Source organism: Pilosibacter sp. NGB245 (assembly GCF_057397225.1).
In genome coordinates this window covers 3,212,841-3,230,215 of the sequence record NZ_CM171584.1, presented here as the reverse complement: position 1 = coordinate 3,230,215, position 17,375 = coordinate 3,212,841, and the positions used below count along the sequence as shown (strand labels likewise).

14 protein-coding genes are annotated in these 17,375 nt (G+C 49.3%); 8 read left to right on the top strand and 6 right to left on the bottom strand.

Going from position 1 to position 17,375, the window contains the following annotated elements; all coding sequences use genetic code 11:
- The first annotated feature begins 91 nt into the window (after nt 1-91).
- From ACXMYH_RS14390 to ACXMYH_RS14365, 6 genes are all read left to right on the top strand, one after another.
- Nucleotides 92-1,612 carry a VanW family protein gene (locus ACXMYH_RS14390; RefSeq protein ID WP_486555140.1) on the top strand — a complete coding sequence of 507 codons (1,521 nt, stop codon included), beginning with the start codon at nt 92-94 and terminating at the stop codon, nt 1,610-1,612.
- Nucleotides 1,613-1,637: 25 nt separating this feature from the next.
- Nucleotides 1,638-2,219 carry an AIR synthase-related protein gene (locus ACXMYH_RS14385; protein ID WP_118297290.1) on the top strand — a complete coding sequence of 194 codons (582 nt, stop codon included), beginning with the start codon at nt 1,638-1,640 and terminating at the stop codon, nt 2,217-2,219.
- A 169-nt stretch (nt 2,220-2,388) separates the two neighbouring features.
- Nucleotides 2,389-2,871 carry an Lrp/AsnC family transcriptional regulator gene (locus ACXMYH_RS14380; protein ID WP_118533419.1) on the top strand — a complete coding sequence of 161 codons (483 nt, stop codon included), beginning with the start codon at nt 2,389-2,391 and terminating at the stop codon, nt 2,869-2,871.
- Nucleotides 2,868-4,040 (top strand): aminotransferase class I/II-fold pyridoxal phosphate-dependent enzyme, encoded by a 1,173-nt coding sequence (locus tag ACXMYH_RS14375; RefSeq protein ID WP_118297288.1) that lies wholly within the window; start codon nt 2,868-2,870, stop codon nt 4,038-4,040. The genes ACXMYH_RS14380 and ACXMYH_RS14375 overlap by 4 nt, the downstream gene beginning before the upstream one ends.
- Nucleotides 4,041-4,246: 206 nt before the next feature.
- Nucleotides 4,247-4,741, top strand: a complete 495-nt coding sequence (trmL, locus tag ACXMYH_RS14370) for a tRNA (uridine(34)/cytosine(34)/5-carboxymethylaminomethyluridine(34)-2'-O)-methyltransferase TrmL (protein ID WP_118297287.1) — start codon at nt 4,247-4,249, stop codon at nt 4,739-4,741.
- A gap of 86 nt (nt 4,742-4,827) precedes the next feature.
- Nucleotides 4,828-6,366, top strand: a complete 1,539-nt coding sequence (locus ACXMYH_RS14365; protein ID WP_486555139.1) for a nitrite/sulfite reductase — start codon at nt 4,828-4,830, stop codon at nt 6,364-6,366.
- 149 nt (nt 6,367-6,515) lie between these two features.
- Here the strand turns inward: ACXMYH_RS14365 and ACXMYH_RS14360 are convergent, their stop codons facing one another.
- The 5 genes from ACXMYH_RS14360 to ACXMYH_RS14340 all read right to left on the bottom strand — a co-directional run bounded on the left by ACXMYH_RS14360 (nt 6,516) and on the right by ACXMYH_RS14340 (nt 13,431).
- The gene (locus ACXMYH_RS14360) at nt 6,516-8,360 is read right to left on the bottom strand and encodes an ATP-binding protein (protein WP_486555138.1); all 1,845 of its coding nucleotides are present in this window, start codon (nt 8,358-8,360) and stop codon (nt 6,516-6,518) included.
- On the bottom strand, nt 8,357-9,433 hold the full coding sequence (locus ACXMYH_RS14355; protein ID WP_215703456.1) for a DNA repair exonuclease: 1,077 nt from the start codon (nt 9,431-9,433) through the stop codon (nt 8,357-8,359). Before ACXMYH_RS14355 ends, ACXMYH_RS14360 begins: the two co-directional genes overlap by 4 nt.
- Before the next feature lie 114 nt (nt 9,434-9,547).
- On the bottom strand, nt 9,548-10,939 hold the full coding sequence (asnS, locus tag ACXMYH_RS14350; protein ID WP_118321889.1) for an asparagine--tRNA ligase: 1,392 nt from the start codon (nt 10,937-10,939) through the stop codon (nt 9,548-9,550).
- 319 nt (nt 10,940-11,258) lie between these two features.
- On the bottom strand, nt 11,259-12,098 hold the full coding sequence (locus ACXMYH_RS14345) for an MBL fold metallo-hydrolase (protein WP_215703457.1): 840 nt from the start codon (nt 12,096-12,098) through the stop codon (nt 11,259-11,261).
- A 28-nt stretch (nt 12,099-12,126) separates the two neighbouring features.
- Complete coding sequence (locus tag ACXMYH_RS14340; protein WP_329751334.1) at nt 12,127-13,431, bottom strand: SLC13 family permease; 1,305 nt, start codon at nt 13,429-13,431, stop codon at nt 12,127-12,129.
- A 241-nt stretch (nt 13,432-13,672) separates the two neighbouring features.
- Between ACXMYH_RS14340 and ACXMYH_RS14335 the strand changes: the two genes are divergently transcribed.
- Nucleotides 13,673-14,581, top strand: a complete 909-nt coding sequence (locus ACXMYH_RS14335; RefSeq protein ID WP_329751333.1) for a LysR family transcriptional regulator — start codon at nt 13,673-13,675, stop codon at nt 14,579-14,581.
- Nucleotides 14,582-14,678: 97 nt separating this feature from the next.
- The gene (locus tag ACXMYH_RS14330) at nt 14,679-15,989 is read left to right on the top strand and encodes an amidohydrolase (RefSeq protein ID WP_486555137.1); all 1,311 of its coding nucleotides are present in this window, start codon (nt 14,679-14,681) and stop codon (nt 15,987-15,989) included.
- A 91-nt stretch (nt 15,990-16,080) separates the two neighbouring features.
- On the opposite strand, the gene fucO is transcribed toward ACXMYH_RS14330, so the two are convergent.
- A complete protein-coding gene (fucO, locus tag ACXMYH_RS14325) occupies nt 16,081-17,229 on the bottom strand; it encodes a lactaldehyde reductase (protein WP_486555136.1) in 1,149 nt (382 codons plus the stop codon).
- Nucleotides 17,230-17,375 lie beyond the last annotated feature (146 nt).

The following is a 17,375-nucleotide window of genomic DNA, read 5'->3' as shown; positions in this document are numbered from 1 at the left end:
ATTCTCGGTTCCCTTCTTTCTATCTTTTAATATGATGAGAAAAGACCTGGGATATATCAGGCAGCAGAAAGATATCAGCGAGGAAAAAAGAATGAAAAAAAATGTGTGGATCGCAGGTGTGACGGCGTTACTGAGCGCCGGACTTGTCTGGATCGCCCCGGTTTCCACACTGGCAGATGAGCGGATCCCGGATGGGGTCTCCGTTGGAGCCGTCAGCCTTTCCGGACTTACGGAAGCGGAAGCCGAAAAGCAGATCGAAAGCTATGTAAATGAAAAACTAAATCAGGATATCACACTTGTGGTAAATGGCGCGGAGGCGAAATCCGATGCGAAGACGCTTGGCGTTGCCTGGGATAATCAGGATGAGGTGGCGAAAGCGATCCAGGGGACAGAGCTGAAGGGAAATCTTGTAAAAAGGTATATGAAAAAGAAAGACCTTGAGGTAAATCCGTTGAAGATCGAGCTGGATCTCTCTGTGGATCAGGATAAGATCTCTTCTTTCGTATCCGCGAACTGTGATTCTGCGGTGGCGGATGCTGTCGACGCAACGATCACGAGAAAGAACGGAAAGTTTGAGATCACACCTTCAAAAGAAGGTGTGACAGTAGATATGGACGCAACGAAAGCGGCCCTTAATGAGGCGCTGAACAGTGAGGACACAGGCGCGATCCGTGTGGAGGCGTCCGTTACTGTGGATAAGCCGAAGGTGACGGAGGAAGATCTCGCGACGATCAAGGATGTTCTCGGAACTTTTTCCACGAGCTTTGCGACCAGCGGTGCTTCCCGATCCACAAACCTTGCAGTAGGTTCGGGAAAGATCAACGGACATGTGCTGATGCCGGGAGAGGTTCTTTCCGGGTATGAGTGTATGCATCCGTTCACACTGGAAAACGGATATAAGACGGCGACTGCTTATGAGAATGGCCGGTCTGTTGACAGTATCGGCGGCGGTGTCTGCCAGATCTCTACAACTCTCTACAACGCGGCTTTATACGCGGAGCTGGAGATCATTCAGCGCCAGAATCATTCCATGTCGGTCAGCTATGTAAAACCGTCTATGGATGCGGCGATTGCCGGAACTTACAAAGACCTGAAGGTGAAGAATCCTTATGATACCCCGATCTATATCGAGGGATACACACAGGGAAAGACACTGACGTTCACGATCTACGGAAAAGAGACGAGACCGTCGAACCGCACTCTGGCATTTGAGTCAGAGACACTTCAGACTGTGCCGTCACCAACCCAGGAGATCCAGGATCCGAGCCTTCCGGCCGGAAAGCGCGTGAAAGTGGAATCCGGGCATACGGGATTAAAGTCGAAATTATATAAGTGCGTATATGTGGATGGACAGCTGCAGGAACGTACTCTGTTGAACTCTGACACATACAATGCGTCAAAAACAGTTTACCGTGTAGGAACGGGAGCTGCTGAGACAGCAGCACCGGCACCGACCGAGACGGCAGCGCCAACTGAGACGGCAGCGCCGACCGAGACAGAGGCGCCGGCACCGGTTGAGACAGAGGCGCCGGAAACACAGGCACCTGCTGAAACTGCCGGACTGCAGCCGGGCGAAAATTATGGCCCTGGAATGGGTGAGAACGCGGCTTAGGCCGCATAGAAGAGAGACCGGAATCATGAGAAAAATTGAGCGCGAACCCAACGGAGCGGGGATCTTCAGACCGGGACAGGATCTGGTAGTCGCAGGGACGATCGGAAAAAACGGTGTGAAGGCGGCTCTGTCGGCAAAAGAAAAAGAGATATCGGCCCGATTCCCGGAATGGTTTGTCAAGCGGATCCGGGAGCAGGCAGATAAAAAGTTAGAACTGACTCCGGAGATGTTCGATGCCTGCGGCGCAGGAGAATGGGAAGAAATTTCGGAGGGCGGCATACTGGCCGCCCTTTGGACTATCTCAGGAGCGTATGAGCAGGGAATTTCCTTTGAACTGAGGAAAATCCCGGTCGCACAGGAAACAATCGAGATCTGTGAACTTTTTGACCTGAATCCATACCGGCTCGCATCGGGAGAATGCCTTCTGATGGCGGTGGAAAACGGTGGGGATGCCGTGAGGATCTTAAGCGAGGCGGGGATCCCGTCCGCAGTGATCGGAAAAGTGGAAAAAGGTATCGCGAGAAAGATGACCGGGATCGGAACAACAGGATTTCTGGAACGCCCGGCACAGGATGAAATCTATAAGATCACAGGAGAATGTGTATGACAGTGATCTGACTGGGAGAAAGCTTTCCTGCCTGGACAGCCGGTCGGAATATGGATTTACCTGTAATCGCTGCTATGACTTTGTAAGAAACTGCTGCCCATAAGAGAATGCCGGCGGCAGATTTCTCAGGTGAAAGTACTGAACAGATATGTAACAAGGAGGATTTATCATGCGTGAAAAAATTTTGGCGATCATTGAAAAGAACAGCCGAATTGATCTGAAAGATCTGGCCGCCCTTTTGGGCGAGAGTGAAGCAGCCGTCGCGAATGAGATCGCGGACATGGAAAAAGAAAATATTATCTGTGGATATCACACCATGATCAACTGGGATAACACCGGAAACGAGAAAGTGATCGCATTGATCGAAGTGAAAGTAACTCCGCAGAGAGGAATGGGATTTGACAAGATCGCGGAGCGTATTTACCAGTACAGCGAAGTGAATTCCGTATATCTGATGTCCGGTGCGTTTGATTTCACCGTGATCATCGAAGGAAAGACCATGCGTGAGGTCGCTCAGTTTGTATCTGAAAAACTGTCCCCGATGGATTCCGTCCTCAGCACAGCGACCCATTTTGTACTCAAGAAATATAAGGACCACGGCACGATCATGTATGAGAAGCCGGGGGATGAAAGGATGATGATTACACCGTGAGAAACCCGTTATCTGATAAAATCGTAACGATCCCGCCGTCCGGGATCCGTAAATTCTTTGATATTGTAAGTGAGATGAAAGATGCAATCTCCTTAGGCGTCGGCGAGCCGGATTTTGATACTCCGTGGCATATCCGTGAAGAGGGCATTTATTCTCTGGAAAAAGGACGTACCTTCTATACATCCAACGCAGGCTTAAAAGATCTGAAGATCGAGATCTGCAACTATTTAAAGAGACGTTTTGACGTAGAATATGACTATAACAAAGAGGTCATGGTAACCGTCGGCGGAAGTGAAGCGATCGATATCGCGCTTCGCGCGATGTTAAATCCGGGAGACGAAGTTCTGATCCCGCAGCCGAGCTATGTGTCCTACACTCCGTGTACGATCCTGGCGGACGGTGTTCCGGTTACGATCCAGCTTGAGGAGAAGGACAAGTTCCGCCTGACAAAAGAAAAACTCCTGGAAAAGATCACACCGAAGACGAAAGTCCTGGTGCTTCCGTTCCCGAACAACCCGACCGGTTCCATTATGGAGGCGGAAGATCTGGCGGAGATCGCAAAGGTCTGCGTGGAGAAAGACCTGTTTGTTATCTCCGATGAGATCTACTCCGAGCTTACCTACAAGGGACAGCACTGCACGATCGCCGCATTCCCGGGAATGAAGGAGCGTACCGTTCTGATCAACGGTTTCTCGAAATCCTTCGCGATGACCGGATGGCGTCTCGGCTATGCATGTGCGCCGGAGATCATCCTGAAACAGATGTTAAAGATCCACCAGTTTGCGATCATGTGTGCGCCGACAACAAGCCAGTATGCTGCGGTTGAGGCGCTGAGAAACGGTGATCATGATGTGGTCGAGATGCGTGAGGCATATGACCAGAGAAGACGTTACCTTGTAAAGGCACTTCGCGATATGGGATTTGACTGCTATGAGCCGCAGGGCGCGTTCTATGTATTCCCGAGCATCAAGAAATTCGGTATGACTTCCGATGAGTTTGCTTTAAAGCTTCTTGAGGAGGAGAAGGTGGCCGTTGTTCCGGGTACTGCGTTCGGCGACTGCGGAGAAGGATATCTGAGAATCTCCTATGCGTACTCCTTAAATGATCTGAAACGTGCGCTTGAGAGAATGGAGCGTTTCGTAAAGAGACACCTGAACGAAGAGAAATAAAAAGAATTGTGACTGTGCGGATACCGGACAGTCATGGAAAACGGAGCTTCCCCGGCTTGATCATGAAGGTGGTCGGGCCGGGAAATTTCTTGTTTAACAGGAAATTCCGATGGAACTTCCTGTTAAACAAAAAGGCACATTCATTCTTATTTATGCGAATAACGAGCCGAAGCACATTCTTTTTATATGACAGGAGAGACCACAACATGAACATCGTATTATACGAGCCGGAAATGCCGGCCAACACAGGAAATATCGGACGCACCTGCGTGGCGACGAACACGAAGCTGCACCTGATCGAGCCGCTGGGATTTAAGCTCAGTGAGAAACACCTGGTCCGCGCGGGACTGGACTACTGGGACAAGCTGGATGTGACGGTGTACAGTGATTATCAGGATTTCTTAAAGAAGAATCCGGGAGCAAAGATCTACATGGCGACCACCAAAGGCGAACATGTATACACGGATGTTCCGTATGATCCGGACGCCTATATCATGTTCGGACCGGAGAGCCGCGGGATCCCGGAGGAGATCCTTGTGGAGAACCGTGAAAACTGTATCCGGATCCCGATGTGGGGAGATATCAGGTCCTTAAATCTTTCAAATTCCGTGGCGATCGTGCTCTATGAGGCGCTTAGACAGAACGGGTTTGAGAAGATGACGATGGAAGGACATCTGCATCATCTGCACTGGAAAGAGTAGAAATTCTGCGGATTCCGCCGGAAGGTGAGACACCGGAAGGATCCGTACAGCCTGGAAAAGGAAAAAGGGGAAAGAGGAAAACAATCATGATGAATGAAAAATGGGAAGAACAGTTTCGCGAACAGATCCATGATTTCGTGGAGACAATTGAAAAATTTGACAAAGGCGAGATCGACCGGAAGGCATACAAGGGAATCTCCGGAGGATTCGGAAGCTATGCGCAGCGGGATCCTTCCAAACATATGCTGCGTCTCAGAATGGCAGGCGGAAACCTGACGGAAAAGCGCCTGGAATTCCTTACAGAGGCGGTAAAGGATTACGGTGTGGAGCTCATGAAGCTTACGACATGTGAGACTGTCCAGCTTCACAATTTAAAGGCGGAGCAGGTTCCGGTCCTCATGGAAAAAGCAATTGATGCCGAGATCTACAGCCGGGGCGGCGGCGGAGACAATCCGAGAAATATCATGATGAGCCCGCTCTCCGGAGTACAGAAAGGGGAAGCTTTCGATGTAAAGCCGTATGCGGAGGCAGCGGCAGAGTATCTGCTCTCCATCGCTGGTGAGATCCATATGCCGAGAAAGCTGAAAGTGGCGTTCTGCAACGGCGCTGACGATTCTGTACACAGTGCATTCCGTGATATGGGATTCATGGCAAATCCGGACGGAACATTCACACTCCGGATCGCCGGCGGACTCGGCGGCGGCTATAAGATGGGAGTCCTCGTAGATGAACATGTCCAGGCGACAGAGATCCTTTACTATATCCGCGCCATGATCGAGACATTCTGCCAGCACGGCAATTATGAGAACCGCGCGAAAGCCCGCACCCGTTTCATGCAGGAGACACTGGGAGTTGACGGATTAAAGACGGCGTTTCTTGAGAACGTGCAGAAAATGAAAGAAAAAGGCGGTCTGGACCTCCATGTGGAAGAAAAAACGGTTACGAAAAAAGGTTCCGGAGAAATCTCTGATAAGCGCGTCATTGCCCAGAAACAGCCGGGGCTCTACGCAGTCGCTTATCATCCGATCGGAGGATGTCTCCCGGCTGGAAAACCGGCAGAGCTTCTCGCACTTTTAAAGGAGATCCCGGATGCAGAGTGCCGGATCGCACCGCATGAGACGATCTATATCATCAACCTGACTGCAGACGAGGCAAAGAAGGTTCTCGCAGCAACGGCTGACGGAGCCCAGACAGCCTTTGAGAACAGTGTTGCATGTATCGGCGCATCGATCTGCCAGCAGGGCGTCAGAGACAGCCAGGCGGCGCTCAGAGCGGCTGTAGCGGCCGTCAGAGAGGCAGGAATTCCGGACGGCGCTCTTCCGAAGATCTGTATTTCCGGATGTCCGTCCAGCTGTTCCGCGCATCAGGCGGCGGCGCTCGGTTTCCAGGGCGCAGCAAAGACCGTAGACGGAAAGCCGGAGTCTGCGTTTAAGATGTTCGTCGGTGGAAGTGATAAACTCGGTGCGGCAAAATTCGGCGAGGCCGGAGCCGTGATCCTGGAGCGTGATCTTCCGAAGCTTCTCGTGGAGCTTGGAAAAGCAGCGGCAGCATCTAACATGAACTGGGAGACCTGGATCGCTGGTCATGGGGATGAATTCCGGGCGATTGTGGAAAAGTATGCGTAAAAGACTGCGTGCTGTGGAAAGACGGAATCCTTATAAATATAAAAATGTCGGCAGTTTTAATCTACTGCCGACATTTTTTGCAGAAAACGTGGATTTTTGTTCGCAGCCGGGAAGGTGCTGAACAATTACGGATCGGCCAGGACAGGATCTTACATCTCGATCAACTGAAACGGCACCTGTCTTGCGCGCAGCATCTGCGCTTCGCGGCGATGGCAGGTGAAGATGATGATCTGACCGCCGTAGGCGGAGGCAAGCCATTCGAGAGCTGTTTTCAGGCGATCATCATCGTACTGGGTAAAGCTGTCGTCGAAGATCAGCGGAAAACCTCCGGATTCGGAGCCGGACCCCGTGAGAAGCTTTGCGGCGGCAAGGCGCAGGGCGAGATAGACCTGGTCCATCGTTCCGCTGCTGACATTTTCAAGCGGGACAAGCTTTGTCTTCGTGTTCAGGAAGACGTTCAGATTCTCATCGATGCTCATGCTGTCGTAGATCCCGCCGGTGATGCCGGTGATGTACTGGGAGGCCTCTTTATTCAGATAAAGTCCGAAGGAATCACGGATCGTGGAGGAGAGATCTGCCATAGTCTCCTGGGCGAGGTCGATGGCGACGATCTCATCGTGGATCCGGTCATTCTCTGCAAGTGTCCGTTTTAATGCTTTTGCTTTATTCTTGCAGTTGCTTAAATGCTCCAGCTTCTTTTCCAGTTCCCACTGGGTCCGCTGCTGCTTTTCGATCATTTCGCTGCAGCCGGCCTGTCTTGTCTGGAGATTGCTCAGATCTTCCAGGAATTTCCGGATTTCCGCCTCGGACTGGGCGACCATATCACAGAGCTTCGAAAATTCGCCCATCCGCGCGCGGAATGCGTTCATGGCATCTTCGGACACTGCGGAATCTCCGAGATGTCTCGCAAGAAGAGCGCCAAGTTCCGCCGAGGTGCTGTCGCACATTTTGTGATATTCTTTATCTTTCTGACGGAAGATCAGGGAGATGATAAAAAAGATCACAGCCGCCGCCACAGAAGCTCCGCAGACAGGGAGATATGCGGTGAGATTGAAATATCCAAGAGCCGCCGCTGCCCCGAGTCCTGCGATCCCGAGAACGGCCGTAAGCGCGGACAGGACTTTTCTGGACTTCTTGCTGCACTCCATATTCAGCATATTGTATTCACTGTATAATTTTTCTGCATTGGAGGACATCGCATCCACGGAAGCCTGGTCTGTAAAACCATTGTCTGCCAGGACTTTCTTTCCGTTTGCGAGTTTCTCGTCCAGATCCTTTTTCTGTGTCTGGGTATTTTCGATCAGTCCATTGACCTGGGTCCGCATATTCTGGTAGGAGGCGAGCTGGTTCTCGTATTCCGGGCCGGCGATCTCAGATTCAATATTCCGGATCTCAGCGAGAAGAGAGGTGAATTCCCGGCTTGCCTCCGGGATCAGCCCGGCTTCGAGCGAACGTTTCTGGTTGCGCAGGAATGCGGTGGCTTTTGTGATATTTAAGGAAATATTGCCGGTGGTGTTCATGTTGGCAATATAATTCTTAAGTTCCGTCACCATTCCGTCCTCGGTGGCGCTCTTCAGCTGGCCGATGCTGATCGTGTTATTGTACATGGTCTCAGTGAGCCCGTTTAAGAGCCTGGAGATAAACTCCGGACTTGCGTTCTCTTCAAGACCTTTCGTTTCATTGATGATCTTTAAAGACTTATTTTCTTTCCGGAACCGCCGCTCGATGCGGTAGATGGTCCCATCTTTTTCCAGTCTCAGCCAGCCTTCGTAGGTCCCGCTGTTTTCCCACGGTTCGTACTTTGTATACAGGTCATTCTTTGCCGCCCGTCCCCGCCCGCGCTCGATCCCGAAGAGCATGCCGCGGATAAAGGTGTGGAGCGTGGATTTTCCGGCTTCGTTCTTTCCGTAGATAATGTTAATCCCGTCGTTGAAGGAGATGGTCCGGTCATGAAATTTTCCGAACCCGTCGATATGTAATTCGAGTAATCTCATGGCTGACTCCTTTCGTCTTTTGTCATAAGCAGGGCGTGGATCCCGTAATAAAGCGCTTTTTTCTCCACAGGACTCATATCTTCCTTCATGAGCGCCTGGATATAAAAGCCGATCATGTCGCTCGGATGTTCCGCGAACAATGCGTGGAAATCATACTGCGGTTCCGATTCATCCAGGATCTCGATGATATTCCACTGACCGGAGAGAAGATCCAGGTCAAAACTGATATCAGGATCCCGCATGCCGCGGATGCGGAAACGATAGATATTGCCCGCGCCGCGCTTGCGGATCTCGTCGGCGATGATCTGGGAGAGCTCGGTGTTGGTCGTCTGAGGAGTTACATTGACCACTAACGGGATATACTGGGCCTGGCAGACTTCCTTAAACTGCAGGGAGGTCACATGACCGCTTGCGGTGTCGATTTCCCCGACAAAATATCCGTGCGGTCCGGTCTCCGTCATGTCGAGCGGTTCCGGGGAACCTGCGTAGGCCATGCGGTTTTCCAGGAGAACCTCCGGCTTGTGGATATGCCCAAGGGCGATATAGGAGAACGGGGATGCAGCCAGTGCATTCCGGTCAAAAGGAACATGCTTTGCATCACCGCCATGGAGCATGAGGATCCGGGTACGTCGGGATGCCGGAAGAGAGATGTTGTCGGCCTTTGCCTCGGTAATCTCGGCAGTGTGATAGCTGAATCCGTAAACTTCTGTGTTCAGCTCCTCAAAATAGACGGAAGAGAGGTCCTCGTCCATCAGAAATGTCACGTTTGGCGCCCAGGTAAAGCTGAGGAGTGCGGAACTCTTCCGGATCCGGTCATGGTTTCCGGCAATGATGACAACTCTGGTCCCGGGGATCGTAGAGAACAGATAGTTGACTTCCTTTAAGTCGCGGGCCAGCGGCTGGCGGTGGAACAGATCGCCGGAGATCAGAAGGAGATCGGCGCGGGAGTCTCTCGCGTCCTCAATGATTCCCTGGAATGTCAGTCGGATCGCCTGTTCCCGCTTTTTGCCCCAGGGCTTATCACTGTCCGGGATCATGCCCCAGTGGATATCGGCGGTGTGGATAAATTTCATAGGTTCCTCCCAGTGTAAAAGATCAGGAAAAATCGAAAAGGAGCGCAACAGATCGTCTGTGCGCTCCCTGCGGCTGCCATGCATCGAAAGGACGCGGCGGGCTGCTGTTTTTCCTTATAACTCGCAGTTATTAACGGTACGCGGGAACGGGATCACGTCACGGATATTGCCCATTCCTGTGAGGTACATCACGCAGCGCTCGAAGCCGAGACCGAAACCGGAATGGCGGACACTGCCGTATTTTCTGAGGTCGAGATAGAAGCCGTAGTCTTCCGGTTTTAATCCGAGCTCATTCATGCGGGCGAGAAGCTTGTCGTAATCGTCCTCACGCTGGCTTCCGCCGATGATCTCGCCGATACCCGGAACGAGGCAGTCCACAGCGGCAACTGTCTTTCCGTCCGGATTTAACTTCATGTAGAACGCCTTGATCTCCTTCGGGTAGTCGGTAACGAATACCGGTTTCTTGAAGATCTTCTCAGTCAGATAGCGCTCATGCTCCGTCTGGAGATCGCAGCCCCAGAATACCTTGTAATCGAACTCGTCGTTGTGCTCTTCGAGGAGCTTGACAGCCTCTGTGTAGGTAACACGGCCGAATTCGGAATTTAATACGTTGTTTAAACGGTCGAGAAGTCCCTTGTCGACGAACTGGTTGAAGAAGTTCATCTCAGACGGAGCGTTCTCAAGAACGTAGCGGATGACATATTTTAACATGCCCTCTGCCACAGTCATATTGTCATCAAGATCAGCGAATGCCATCTCCGGCTCGATCATCCAGAACTCGGCAGCATGACGGGTCGTGTTGGAATTCTCAGCACGGAAGGTCGGTCCGAAGGTATAAACATTGCGGAATGCCATTGCGTAGGTCTCAGCGTTTAACTGTCCGCTTACGGTAAGGCTTGTATGCTTTCCAAAAAAGTCCTCGCTGTAATCAACTGCGCCGTCCTCAGTCTTCGGGACGTTATCGAGATCGAGAGTTGTTACCTGGAACATCTCGCCTGCGCCTTCACAGTCACTGGATGTGATCAGAGGTGTGTGGACATAGACGAAGCCCTGCTCCTGGAAGTACTGGTGGATCGCGTAGGCGATCAGGGAACGCACACGGAATACAGCCTGGAAGGTGTTGGTACGCGCACGAAGGTGCGGGATCGTACGAAGGTATTCGAAGGTGTGACGCTTTTTCTGGAGCGGGTAATCCGCGCTGGAAGCGCCTTCAACAACAACCTCTGTCGCCTGGATCTCGAACGGCTGCTTTGCCTCCGGTGTTGCAACGAGAGTACCTTTTACGATGATGGAAGCGCCGACGTTTAACTTGGAAACTTCAGCGAAGTTTGCCATTGTATCATGGTAAACGATCTGTAAGGTATCGAAGCTTGTACCATCGTTTAATACGATAAAGCCGAATGCCTTGGAGTCACGGATGCTGCGGATCCAGCCACCGACGGTGATCTCCTTGTCTAAATATTTCTCACGCTCTTTAAAGAGCTCTTTGACTGTTGTCAACTGCATGATTGTTTCTCCTTCTAAATACATCTCCTGTAACGGTGTGTTACATAGTCTCTTCTTTTTAAATGCAATCTGCTACTAGTATAGCGTATTTTGTGTGTGGATTCAAGGAAAAATGGGCATAAGACGGTTTTTTATCGCTTTTATTGTCTGGTAGGGGAAGAATTTTGGAGTGGAAATTTGTGACAAGACATCATCAGAATGATGGGTACTGCTGGAATTGGATCAAATGAAACGAAAAGATACTGCATGACAGGAAAAACATGGTCATACAGTATCTTTGGCGTTCAATATGATATTTGTGTAAGGAAATCCGGATTATTTACGAGAATTGATCCGGAATTACACTTTTTGCTTTTTCCAACATTTCCTGCAACATCGTTTGCCATCCTGTTGGATCCAGATAAATGTCACCGCTACCGTCATCATTTTTATAGCGGGATAGCAGATCGTAATTATGGTTATGAGAAGGGATGACGATATCGACATGAAGCTTCATCATTTCACGAAGCTGATTTACATAATCAGCCTGGAGATGAGCAGGAAGCCGGTTTTCTTCCAATTCTTCATAAGTAAGGCCATTTAATCCGAGTCCTCCGTGCATTGCAGCGATCACTGGTTTTCCATGGTGGGAGGTATGGATCACAAAAGTCGTTGTTCCAGGGGTGTGTCCTGCACAAAGCTTAAACTCGATCTTTACATTTCCCATTTCAAATGGTTTGGAATAATCATAATATTCGCTGATCGTAAACGGCGGGATCTCTCCACAGATGAGGTCGGGACGTTCGGTAAAGAAGAATGCATCGTTTTCGCTGATCCACACCTTTGCTTTCGTGTATTCCTGAAGAAATCTGGTAGCAGCCACATGATCGAAATGGCCATGGGAAAGAAAAATATGTTTGATATCTTCCGGATGAAATCCCAGTTTTCGAATTCCGTCAAAAACAAGATAGACACTTTCTTTGAAGGCCGGATCGATCAGGATCAGACCATCGCCGGTGTCGATCAGATAGGTGGAGACATAGGTGTTTCCGACAAAATAAATATTGTCAGTAACCTGAAATGGCTCATGGTAGAGGATCCATGGATTGCTTGTAAAATAAGCAGCTTTTTCAGCGAGCGCCTTCATGCGAGCAGCGCGTTCAGCAGTAGATTCAATCATAATTTAAAGTCCTTTCAAGTAATTTTTTTTAGTAGATCATATTGAGAACAAATGGTGCCCATACGGCAAATGCAATTGTCATGATTACACAAGGAATCCAGCCAATCTTGATAAAATCTTTCATGTTAAAATCGCAGACACCGTATACATATCCCTCTGCAGTTCCAGCCATCGGTGTTCCAAAGCAGATAATGGAGCCACAGGCAACGCCGGCAACAAGGAGACGGGGATCAATCCCCAGATTGATCGCCATGGTTGCTGCGATCGGGGAGAAGATCGCGATAACAGCAGCATTGCTCATGAATTGTGTAATAAACATAGAAACAAAGCAGAAGATTGTCGCGAGGATGATCGGGTTTGTCAGGTTCGGGAATGCGTTGCTGAACAGATTGGAGATCCATTCACCGGTACCTGAAGCAGTGATTGCGTTGGAGAGCGGAAGTGTTCCGGCAACAAGAAAGATTACCCCCCAGCTTACAGAATTAAATGCGTCTTTCTGAGAAATTAATTTTAGGCCGACAGCCAGAGCTGCGAATGTTGTGGATACGAGATATACCGGAACGATCTTTGTTGCAGTGGCAATGACCATCAGGACAACGTTTGCAAGGAAAATGAATGTAGCCAGTTTTTCTTGAAGAGGGGTATATGGAGTTTTGGTCGAGTAATCAATTTCTTCTGTAAGCGTTTCCTGAGCACGAGCAGAGGCCTCTTTATCAACGACAAACTTCTTACAGATGACGATATAGTAAACAAGCAGGAAGAAGAACATTGGAAGCTTGATCCATGTAAAATCCATAAGACCGTACTGGACTTCAGAACCTGCGTCTGTAATGTACTGATTAAAAAGAAGCAGGTAGGTAATGGAACTTCCGATCGGAAAACATTGTACACAGACCCAGGTGCAGAGATCAGCAGCGGATTTGAATACACGTTTTTCGCTGAGTCCGGAATCTTTGCAGAGTTCCATGATGATCGGAGTTAATGCTGCAATCGTAGCAGTAGCGGTTGTTGCAAGTCCCATAACGGTGATTCCTGCAATGATCATAAGAAAGACCTTTAACGGACTTCCTTTTGTGTTTTTCTGAATAAATACGCGGATGCGGTAGGTGAAACTTGTTTTTGCAAAAACAGCGCCGATAATGAAAAGACCAATCCATGTGATAACTGTTGTGTTGGACAGGCCGGACCATGCAGTCTTTGCGTCGAGGATGCCGGTTCCCTGAAGAAGAACAGGTACCATTAAAGCTGTGAAGCCAAGTGGCAGCAATTCAAAAAAGAATGAAATACTCATAAGGGCAATGATCCCCAATACAATAGCAATTTGCGTTGTCATACAATTCCCTCCTGTATGAAAAGTAGAAACATTTGTTTTTCGCCTTGCTCCTGTCTGCAGCCAGAGATAAGGTCTTTGGTTCATCATTATGCACAGAATGATCATGGAAATATCGTAGCATCAAAACAAAATAAATAAAAGAATATATTTTTTTATACTATAAGAAAAAACTTATGGTACAATAAAAAGAGAAATACAAACTGAAAATTTGAAAACAAAAAATCAGGAGAGAATAAAAACAATGACGATGACACAACTTGTATATTTTGTTGCAGTTGCGGAAGAACTGAATATTACGAGAATCGCAGAGCAGTTTCATGTGTCCCAACCGGCAGTTTCATCGGCAATCCGGGATCTGGAAAAAGAATTCCGCGTTTCGCTCTTTGAAAGACATCACAATGATCTGTTCCTGACATCGACAGGAAATATCGCTTATCAACAGGCGAAACGTCTGGTGGAGCATTATGAAGAGTTTCGGACAAGTATTGAGAAGCTGCAGATGGACAAGTCTGTTTCCCTTGCAATCGCTCCGAATGTTGCAGCCATTCATTTGTCGAAATTGTTTCCCTATATGCAGGAGCAGCTTCCGGGTGTGACGATCAACATGCAGGAAAATTTTATCGTAAATATGACACAGCTTCTGAAAAATAATCTGTTGGATGCGGCCTGTTTTTCCTGCCGGGAGGAGATGAGGGATCCGGCTCTCACATATATCCCTGTTGGAAAACTTTCATTGGCGTTATGTGCATCATCGACATTTTTCAAACTGGATAGTCAAATTATATCACCGAAGAAACTGGAAGGAATTCCGATGGTCTTTCAATTTAAATCCTCTCAGCTGAATACTTTTATCCTGGAATACTTCGCTGGATATCATGTAATCCCAAATGTGATTTTTTATGCGAATCAGCTTACAACAATAACTTCTTTTGTGCGAGAGGGGCTTGCAGTCGGATTTTTGCCTCCGGAAATTATTGAGAAGGATCCAGACATTGTACAGTATCATCTTCCGGAAGCAGAAAATCTGGAGAATGTGGAAATAAATTTTGTTTACAAGAAAAAAACTCTGATGGTGGAAGAGCTTCTTCGCATCTTCCGCACATACTTTAATATGGTTCAAAAGAACAGAAAAATGGAGAAAGATAAATAAAAAGTACATCAATCGCCCATAAAATAAAATGTTTTTGTGGAATTTTGGCTGCGAGCCCATTATAATAGAGAAAAACATCACACGGGAGGGCAAATGAATGAATATTTATGATCAGATCAAAACGATGACCGATGAGATGGCCGGGGATCTTGTGGCACAGAGACGTGATTTTCATAAGTATGCGGAGCCGGGCTGGTTTGAGATGCGGACTTCGTCCATCATTGCGAGAAAACTGACGGATCTCGGATATGAAGTGCTCGTGGGGGACCAAGTCTGCAAAAAGGATTCCAGAATGGGCGTTCCGTCCGATGAGAAGCTGGAGGAACAGTATGAGCGCGCGGTTGCCCAGGGGGCAGATCCGGAGTTCGTGAAATACACAAAGGGAGGAATGACCGGAGTGATCGGAATCCTGCGCTGCGGCGAGGGCCCGACGGTTGCCATGCGGTTTGATATCGATGCCCTCGGCGTATTCGAGGAGCATGATCCGAGCCACAGACCGGCGAAAGAGGGATTTAACTCCGTAAATGAAGGCTTTATGCATGCCTGCGGACATGATGGACATGCCACCATCGGACTCGGTGTGGCGAAGGTCCTGATGTCCATTAAGGACCAGCTCCACGGAACGGTAAAGCTGATCTTCCAGCCGGCAGAAGAGGGTGTCCGCGGTGCGAAATCCATCGTTGATAACGGACATCTTGACGGCGTGGATTACCTGATCGGCTCTCATGTGACAAATAAGAAAGAGGACGATCCGGCAGTGGTAATTCCGGGAAGCTATGGCTCTCTCGCAACGACAAAATATGATGTGATCTTCCACGGAAAATCTGCCCATGCGGGCGGATCACCGGAGGTTGGACGGAATGTCATGCTGGCAGTCGGAACGGCGATCTTAAACCTTTATGCGATCCCGCGTCACTCCGGCGGCGTGTCCAGAGTAAATGTGGGAACCGTTGTCGCCGGAAGCGGACGGAATGTTATCGCGGACGAGGCGAAGATGGAGATCGAGGTCCGCGGTGAGACCACAGAGATCAACGAGTACATGAAAAATTACGCAGTGAACATTATCGAGAGCGCGGCAAAAATGCACGGATGCACCTGTGAGATGAAGCTTATGGGCGCGGCAAACTCCCTGACGAGCAGTGAAGCGCTGATGGAGCGGGTGAAGAGAGTCTGCGAGGAAGATCTCCATCTGCCGGTTGCGAAGGAAATGAGCAGCAAAAACGGCGGCAGCGAGGATGTCTCCTACATGATGAACCGCGTCCAGGAACAGGGCGGACAGGCGACCTTCATGCGTGTCCTCACCCACGAAGCTGGCCCGGGTCACAGCCGTATCTTCGATATCGACGAGCAGGTTCTTCCGAATGCAGTGAAGATCTTCTGCGGTGTGGTTTATGACATTATGCACTAATGGGTGAGAAGTGAATGCGATAAAAAGCGACAGATAAAAAGAGCTCCGGCCAATTTGCCGGAGCTCTTTTCATAAATGCGAGAAGGCATTTTTATGCCATGATCTTACGGAACAGGTCTTTCAGGTCTTCTACGCTGGCATCCTTCGGGTTGCCCGGCGCGCAGGCATCTGCATGTGCGGACTCCGCAAGGAACGGAAGGTCTTCCTCTTTGATCGCCTCAAGGACAGACGGAATTCCGACATCCGCGGAAAGCTTCTTGACAGCGTCAACAGCAGCTTTCCGGTATTCGTCCTGAGACATGGAATCAACATTTGCAACGCCCATTGCACGTGCGATCTCACGGTATTTCTCGCCGGTACATTCCTGATTATATTCCATAACGATCGGAAGCATCATTGCGCAGGCAACACCGTGCGGGGTATCATAGACAGCACCGAGTGTGTGTGCCATGGAGTGGGCGATACCAAGACCAACATTGGAGAAGCCCATACCGGCAATGTACTGACCGAGAGCCATTCCCTCGCGGCCTTCCTTTGTGTTTGCTACAGCACCGCGCAGAGATCTTGAGATGATCTCGATGGCTTTCAGATGGAACATATCGGTCATTTCCCAGGCAGCCTTTGTTGTATAGCCTTCGATGGCATGGGTCAGGGCATCCATACCTGTAGAAGCGGTAAGTCCCTTCGGCATGGAGGACATCATATCAGGGTCAACGATCGCAATGATCGGCATGTCATGCGGGTCAACGCATACAAATTTACGTTTTCTCTCGATATCGGTGATAACATAGTTGATCGTAACTTCGGCAGCAGTACCGGCTGTTGTCGGAACGGCGATGATCGGAACACACGGTTTTTTCGTCGGTGCAACACCCTCAAGACTTCTTACATCCTCAAATTCCGGGTTTGCGATGATGATGCCGATCGCTTTGGAGGTATCCATGGAGGAGCCGCCGCCGATGGCGATCAGGTAGTCAGCGCCGGATGCCTTAAAGGCTTCAACACCGTGCTGGACATTCTGGATCGTCGGGTTTGCTTTAATATCGGAGTAGAGCTCGTAGTCAAGACCGTTTGCGGTCAGAATGTCGGTTACTTTGGCGGTAACCTTGAATTTTACGAGATCCGGGTCGGAACATACGAACGCCTTTTTAAAGCCGTGGGCTTTTGCCTCGTTCGCGATCTTCTGAATCGCGCCTGCTCCGTGATAAGATGTCTGATTTAACATAATACGATTTGCCATGATAAAAAACTCCTTCCATGAATACTTGAACTCAAAAGCTTTCTGTGCCTTTGTTATTATATTAACAAATCCGAAGGGCAAAAAGAAAGTTACAGAAAAGGCCAAGTGTAACACTTCAAGGAAAATCGACATATTGCAAAAGAAAG

Coding starts and splice junctions, on each gene's coding strand:
- ACXMYH_RS14390 (WP_486555140.1), top strand. CDS start 92: ATGAAAAAAAATGTGTGGATCGCAGGTGTGACGGCGTTACTGAGCGCC.
- ACXMYH_RS14385 (WP_118297290.1), top strand. CDS start 1,638: ATGAGAAAAATTGAGCGCGAACCCAACGGAGCGGGGATCTTCAGACCG.
- ACXMYH_RS14380 (WP_118533419.1), top strand. CDS start 2,389: ATGCGTGAAAAAATTTTGGCGATCATTGAAAAGAACAGCCGAATTGAT.
- trmL (WP_118297287.1), top strand. CDS start 4,247: ATGAACATCGTATTATACGAGCCGGAAATGCCGGCCAACACAGGAAAT.
- ACXMYH_RS14365 (WP_486555139.1), top strand. CDS start 4,828: ATGATGAATGAAAAATGGGAAGAACAGTTTCGCGAACAGATCCATGAT.
- ACXMYH_RS14360 (WP_486555138.1), bottom strand. CDS start 8,360: ATGAGATTACTCGAATTACATATCGACGGGTTCGGAAAATTTCATGAC.
- ACXMYH_RS14355 (WP_215703456.1), bottom strand. CDS start 9,433: ATGAAATTTATCCACACCGCCGATATCCACTGGGGCATGATCCCGGAC.
- asnS (WP_118321889.1), bottom strand. CDS start 10,939: ATGCAGTTGACAACAGTCAAAGAGCTCTTTAAAGAGCGTGAGAAATAT.
- ACXMYH_RS14345 (WP_215703457.1), bottom strand. CDS start 12,098: ATGATTGAATCTACTGCTGAACGCGCTGCTCGCATGAAGGCGCTCGCT.
- ACXMYH_RS14340 (WP_329751334.1), bottom strand. CDS start 13,431: ATGACAACGCAAATTGCTATTGTATTGGGGATCATTGCCCTTATGAGT.
- ACXMYH_RS14335 (WP_329751333.1), top strand. CDS start 13,673: ATGACGATGACACAACTTGTATATTTTGTTGCAGTTGCGGAAGAACTG.
- ACXMYH_RS14330 (WP_486555137.1), top strand. CDS start 14,679: ATGAATATTTATGATCAGATCAAAACGATGACCGATGAGATGGCCGGG.
- fucO (WP_486555136.1), bottom strand. CDS start 17,229: ATGGCAAATCGTATTATGTTAAATCAGACATCTTATCACGGAGCAGGC.